We start from the raw sequence: 6,071 nt of genomic DNA, 5'->3' as shown, positions 1-6,071 counted from the left end.
GTACAGCTCCTCTGCGACCCGCCCTCCCATCATCACGGCGATCTGGCTGCGCAGGTACTCGCGCGAGTAGTTGTGCCGGTCGTCGATGGGAAGCTGCATGGTCACGCCCAGCGCCATGCCGCGCGGAATGATCGTCACCTTGTGCAGCGGATCGGTGTCCGGGAGCGTCGCGGCCACCAGCGCGTGGCCCGCCTCGTGATAGGCGGTGACCCGCTTCTCCTCCTCGCTGAGGATGAGGCTCTTGCGCTCGGTGCCCATCAGGACCTTGTCCTTGGCCCCCTCGAAGTCCTCCATCATGACCGCCTTCTTGATGTAGCGGGCGGCGTTCAGGGCGGCCTCGTTGACCAGGTTTGCCAGGTCGGCCCCCGAGAAGCCGGGGGTGCCGCGAGCCAGGACCTGCAGGTCGACGTCATCGCCCAGCGGGGTCTTGCGCGTATGGACCCGCAGGATCTCCTCGCGGCCTTTCACGTCGGGGCGCGGCACCACCACGCGGCGGTCGAATCGTCCGGGGCGCAGCAGCGCCGGATCCAGGACGTCGGGCCGGTTGGTGGCGGCGATCAGGATGACGCCTTCATTGCTCTCGAACCCGTCCATCTCCACCAGCAGCTGGTTGAGAGTCTGCTCGCGCTCGTCGTGCCCGCCACCCAAGCCCGCGCCGCGGTGGCGGCCGACGGCGTCGATCTCGTCGATGAAGATGATGCACGGGGCGTTCTTCTTTCCCTGCTCGAACAGGTCGCGCACGCGGCTGGCGCCGACGCCCACGAACATCTCCACGAAATCGGAGCCCGAGATGGAGAAGAAGGGCACGTTGGCCTCGCCGGCGATGGCGCGCGCCAGCAGCGTCTTACCGGTCCCCGGGGGACCCATCAGCAGGACGCCCTTGGGGATCTTGCCTCCGAGCTTCTGGAATTTCTGGGGCTCCTTCAGGAACTCGATAATCTCCTGCAGCTCCTCTTTCGCCTCGTCCACGCCGGCCACGTCGCGGAAGGTGACCTTCTTCCCCTGCGCGGAAGAGAGCTTCGCCTTGCTCTTGCCGAAAGACAGGGCCTTGTTGCCGCCCGATTGCATCTGCCGCATGAAGAAAATCCAGATGCCCACCAGCAGGACCATCGGCAGCCAGGACAGGATGGTGACCAGGTAATTGGCGTCCTTGGGCTTCTTGGCGGTGATGGTGACGTTGAAGTGGCGGAGGTCCTTCACCAGATCGGGATAATCGGGCGCGATGGTGTGGAAGGTGCGCGTCTGGCCCGTCGGATCCTTCTCGGCGTAGGCCCCCTCGACGTCGCTGCCGTTGATGGTGACCTCGGAGATCTTCCCCGACTCGGCCTGGCTCAGGAATTCGGAGAATGAAAGCTCGGTCTGCGGGGTGGAGGTGCCGGCCAGGAAGCGATACGCCACCAGGACCAGGACGACGATGACCAGCCAGAAGACGATGTTCTTAGCGAGTGTATTCAATGCATCTCCCAATTTGCGAAAGACAATATAACCCCTTCGGCGCGCCCTTTCAACGCTTTATCCCCGGCTTCAGGCCGGGCTCTTGCCTCGGAAAACCAGCGCGCCGAGGCTTCCATTCCTCCTGCGGGGCAGGAGCGATCTATTCGACGTAGGTCAGGTAGGGAAGGTTGCGAAACCGGCCCTCATGGTCCAATCCGTAGCCGACCACGTGACAGTTCGGCACGGTGAAGCCGAGATAGTCGGGCTGGATGTCCACCTTGCGTCGTTCAGGCTTGTCCAGGAAGGTACACACCTTGATGGAGCGCGGCTTGCGGAACTCGAGCTGCTCCTGGAGGTAGGCCAGGGTGATTCCCGTGTCCAGGATATCCTCCACGACCAGCAGGTTGGTCCCTTCGACCTTGAAGCTGGAGTAGAACAGCATCTCCGTCAGGAACTCCGATTTCTCCGAGTGGGTGATCTCGAGGAAGCCGACCTGCAGCGGCAGCTTGATCTGCCGGATCAGATCGGCGACGAAGATGAACGAGCCCTTCAGCACGCCGAGAACCGCCAGGTCCTTGCCCTCGTAGTCCTGGGTGATCTGCCGGCCGAGCTGCCGCACCCGCTCGGCGATCTCGTCCTCCGATTTCAACAGCTCCCTGGAGAGGTTCATCGCGACTCCCTCGAAAGGATTACGACCTGCCGCGTCTGCGGTGTCACCTTATACCGTTCGTCGATCTGGAATCCAACCACCCAGGCGATTCGGTCGCCGGAAACCACCAGTGGGACGCGGTCCCGGGCCGGGCGGGGGACCTTGTGGTCGATGAAATAGGACTTCAGCTTCGACTCTCCTGGAGCGCCCAGGGGCCGAAACAGGTCTCCTTTGCGTCGGTGCCGCACCGCCAGGGGGCCGGGAAGGGAATCGGCGTCGAGCAGGGCGCGCTCGGCACTGGTGACCTGGCGGGGATCCCCGACTTCCGACACCGGCGCCCGGCGGGCGCACAGGCGAAAGCCCAGCTCCGGGAGTGATGCCTGGCCCGGGATCGGGAGCGGAACGACCTCGAGGGGGAGTTCCATCGGCCTCGCGATGACCAGGTCGGCATACAGGACACGCGCCTGCAGTCCTCCGGGCAGGTTCGCGGCGGCGCCGTGCCTCGCCTCCTCGATGAGCGCTTCCAGGATTGAAGTCAGCGCGAAATCGGGCGGCGGGAGCCCCGGCGAGAAGGCCTGCTCCACGAAGGAGCGCAGAAGGCGGCGGCGCAGCGCAGCCGGCAGCGCGCGCAGCGCCGGGATTCCCAGCGACAGAGAGTGGCTCTCGCTCCGGATCAGCCGTCGGGCGATCTCGGCGGTGACGGAAGCGAGGTAATCATCCTCCTCGCGGAACACTTCCGCGGTCCGCGCCAGGGTGTCCACCAGGTCCGGGTTGAATTCGCCTCGGAGCGCTGGAATGAGATCGTGGCGGATGCGGCTTCGTAGATTGGCGCGGCTCCGATTGGAGGAATCCTCACGCCAGATCTCCCCGCGCTCCTGGAGGTATCCCGCCAGCTCCTGTTTCGTGAAGCCGAGCAGAGGCCGGATGAAAACGCCTTCCACTGCCGGGTGAATGCCTCCCAGTCCCCGCCTTCCGGAGCCCCTCAGCAGCCGCATCAGGACAGTCTCCGCCTGGTCATCCTTCGTATGCCCCATGGCCACTCGCGAGGCGCCGACTTGCGCCGCAATTTCCCGCAGGAACTGGTACCGCGCCTTGCGGGCGGCCGCCTCCCACCCCTCCCCTTTTCCTTCCAGCGCTTGCGGCGCGAGCCTGGCCGTGTGCAGCGGCACTTGAAGCCGCCGGGCAAGCTCGGCGACGAAACGCTCGTCCTCGTCCGATTCGCTCCCGCGCACGGCGTGATTCAGGTGGGCAGCGCCCAGCGGAAAAGGGGATTCGTTGCGCAGCCGGGCGTACAAGTGCAGCAGGGCGACGGAGTCGGAGCCTCCCGAAACGGCCACCAGGACCGATTCGGGCGCCTTCCAGAGTGATTTTCTGGAGAGAGATTCCTTGAATGCTTCGTAGAGTTCAGCGGGCATAGAGTTGGTAGCGGTGCAGGGACTCGAACCCCGGACTCCGCGGATATGAGCCGCGTGCTCTAACCATCTGAGCTACACCGCCTCCGGTCGTGTGGGCCATTCTAGAGAAGCGGCGCGCCGGTTGTCAAGGCACGTCACGCCTCTAAGTGATTAAGATTGCTGGATTTCGCGCTTGCGCTCTGCTATCATCCGCTGGCTTTGTCGGGGAGGCGCAATGGCCCAGGAATGCGTCCAGTGCGGCGGAGGGGAGGAAGAGGTTTTCCTCTACAAGTGCCCGATCTGCCACAAGATGGTCTGCGAGGATTGCCGCTTCATGAAGAGCGGACAGACCTTCTGCAGCCGTGGATGCGGCGAGATGTTCTTCCACCAGGAAGACGAAGACGAGGGCGAGGCGGAGGGCTGAGGATGTTTCCAATCCAGCGTCCCCGCAGGCTGCGGAGCCAGGAGACGCTCCGCCGCATGGTGCGTGAGACCGAGCTATCGGCCTCGCGCCTGGTCCTGCCGCTCTTCGTCTGCCCTGGAAAAGGAGTCCGGGAACCGATCCAGGCGATGCCGGGATGCGCGCGGCTGTCGGTGGACGAGCTGGTGGCCGAATCGCAGGAGGCGCTGTCGCTGGGGGTTCCCGCAGTCATCCTCTTCGGCATCCCGCCGCACAAGGATCCGGAGGGAAGCGGCGCCTGGGCCGAGGACGGCATCGTGCAACAGGCGGCCCGGGCTCTGAAGAAAGAGGTCCCGCAGCTCTTCGTGATTACCGACGTCTGTTTGTGCGAGTACACCGATCACGGACATTGCGGCCGGATCGAAAACGGTGAAGTCCTCAACGACCCGACCCTGGAGCTGTTGGCCCGCACCGCGGTCTCCCAGGCGCTGGCCGGTTCCGACATGGTCGCTCCGTCCGACATGATGGACGGCAGGGTGGCCGCGATTCGAGCGGCGCTGGACGTGCAGAAGCTTTCGCGCATTCCGATCCTGTCGTACGCCATCAAGCATGCCTCGGCCTTCTACGGTCCCTTCCGTGAGGCCGCCGGCTCGGCGCCCTCCTTCGGCGATCGCAAGGCCTACCAGATGGATCCGGCAAATGCGCGCGAGGCGATGAAAGAGGCGACCCTGGATCTGGAGGAGGGAGCCGACTTGCTGATGGTGAAGCCGGCGATGCCCTGCCTCGATCTGCTGCGCCGCGCGCGCGAGCGGTTCGATGTGCCGCTGGCCGCCTATCAGGTAAGCGGGGAATACGCCATGATCTGCGCCGCCGCCGAGCGCGGCTGGCTGGACCGGAAGCTCGTGATGATGGAATCCCTCACCGCCATACGCCGTGCCGGCGCCGATCTCATCCTCACTTATTTCGCGAAAGACGCCGCCCGCGTCCTGAAGGCCGGATAGCGGCGCGACCGGACATCTTCTTGACCGACAGCTCCCGATCGCTTTTTGAGAAGGCCAGACGCCTGATTCCCGGCGGCGTGAACTCGCCCGTCCGTGCCTTCCGCGCGGTGGGCGGCGACCCGGTGTTCCTGGCGCGCGGCAAGGGAAGCCGCGTCTGGGATGTCGACGAAAAGGAGTATCTCGACTACCTGGGGTCGTGGGGTCCCCTGATCCTGGGACATGCACCCGACGAGGTCCTTGCGGCCCTCGCCGCGACGATGCGGCTCGGCACTTCCTTCGGCGCGCCCACGGCGCTCGAGGTGGAGCTGGCGGACAGGGTGGTGGAGGCCGTCCCGTCGATCGAGAAGGTGCGGATGGTCAACTCGGGCACCGAGGCGACGCTGTCCGCCGTCCGGCTGGCACGCGCCGTCACTGGACGCGACCTGATCGTCAAGGCGGATGGGTGCTACCACGGCCACGTCGATGCCCTCCTGGTGTCGGCCGGCTCGGGGCTGGCGACCTTCGGTATCCCGGGTACGCCCGGAGTGCCGCAGGAGGTCGCGGCCCAGACCCTCGTGGTTCCTTACAACGACGAGGCGGCACTGGAGCGGATCTACCGGCAACACGGGCCCGGGATTGCCGCTTTCATCGTGGAGCCTGTAGCGGGAAACATGGGGGTCGTTCCTCCCGGCCCCGGATACCTGGAAGCAGCACGGAGAATCACCCGGGAGCACGGCTCGCTGCTGATCTTCGACGAGGTGATCACCGGTTTCCGGGTTGCCTATGGCGGAGCCCAGTCTCGCTATCGAGTGCTGCCCGATCTGACGACTTTGGGAAAGATCATCGGCGGCGGACTTCCGGTGGGCGCTTACGGCGGCCGGGCCGATCTGATGGACCGTGTGGCGCCGGCCGGAGACGTTTACCAGGCCGGGACCCTGTCGGGCAATCCGCTGGCTATGGCGGCAGGTCTTGCCACCCTGGAGGCCTTGCACCGGCTCGATCCCTATCCTCGTCTGGAAGCCCTGGGCCACAAGCTGGAGAGCGGAATCATTGCGGCGGCCCAAAAAGAGGGGGTCCCGGTCCGCGTCCAGCGGGTCGGCTCGATGCTCACGGTGTTCTTCCGTGAGGGAGAGGTGACGGATTTTGCTTCGGCCGGGCGCAGCGATACAAGGGCCTATGGGCGCTTCTTCCACGGCATGCTGAGCCGCACGGTC

The 6,071-nt window shown here is 65.3% G+C and carries 6 protein-coding genes and 1 tRNA gene; 3 read left to right on the top strand and 4 right to left on the bottom strand.

Translation table 11 applies throughout. The features are described 5' to 3' along the window. From ftsH to VFW45_11945, 4 genes are all read right to left on the bottom strand, one after another. Positions 1–1,455, bottom strand: a 1,455-nt coding sequence (ftsH, locus tag VFW45_11960; protein HEU5181499.1) for an ATP-dependent zinc metalloprotease FtsH, incomplete at its 3' end; no start/stop codon positions are given. Between the two features lie 139 nt (positions 1,456–1,594). Continuing rightward, positions 1,595–2,104, bottom strand: coding sequence for a hypoxanthine phosphoribosyltransferase (gene hpt, locus VFW45_11955; GenBank protein ID HEU5181498.1), 510 nt, complete (start codon positions 2,102–2,104; stop codon positions 1,595–1,597). Next, a complete protein-coding gene (gene tilS, locus VFW45_11950) occupies positions 2,101–3,498 on the bottom strand; it encodes a tRNA lysidine(34) synthetase TilS (GenBank protein ID HEU5181497.1) in 1,398 nt (465 codons plus the stop codon). Before tilS ends, hpt begins: the two co-directional genes overlap by 4 nt. A gap of 5 nt (positions 3,499–3,503) precedes the next feature. After that, positions 3,504–3,580: transfer RNA gene (locus VFW45_11945), tRNA-Met, on the bottom strand. A gap of 132 nt (positions 3,581–3,712) precedes the next feature. Here VFW45_11945 and VFW45_11940 point away from each other — a divergent pair. The 3 genes from VFW45_11940 to hemL all read left to right on the top strand — a co-directional run. Continuing rightward, positions 3,713–3,901 (top strand): hypothetical protein, encoded by a 189-nt coding sequence (locus tag VFW45_11940; GenBank protein HEU5181496.1) that lies wholly within the window; start codon positions 3,713–3,715, stop codon positions 3,899–3,901. A 2-nt stretch (positions 3,902–3,903) separates the two neighbouring features. Next, positions 3,904–4,878 carry a porphobilinogen synthase gene (gene hemB, locus VFW45_11935; GenBank protein ID HEU5181495.1) on the top strand — a complete coding sequence of 325 codons (975 nt, stop codon included), beginning with the start codon at positions 3,904–3,906 and terminating at the stop codon, positions 4,876–4,878. 20 nt (positions 4,879–4,898) lie between these two features. Next, positions 4,899–6,071, top strand: a 1,173-nt coding sequence (hemL, locus tag VFW45_11930; GenBank protein ID HEU5181494.1) for a glutamate-1-semialdehyde 2,1-aminomutase, incomplete at its 3' end; no start/stop codon positions are given.

The sequence above is a fragment of the Candidatus Polarisedimenticolia bacterium genome (genome assembly GCA_035764505.1).
Taxonomy (GTDB): Bacteria; Acidobacteriota; Polarisedimenticolia; order Gp22-AA2; family AA152; genus AA152.
Note: the sequence above shows the minus strand (reverse complement) of the source record. Positions and strands in the feature narration are given on the sequence as shown.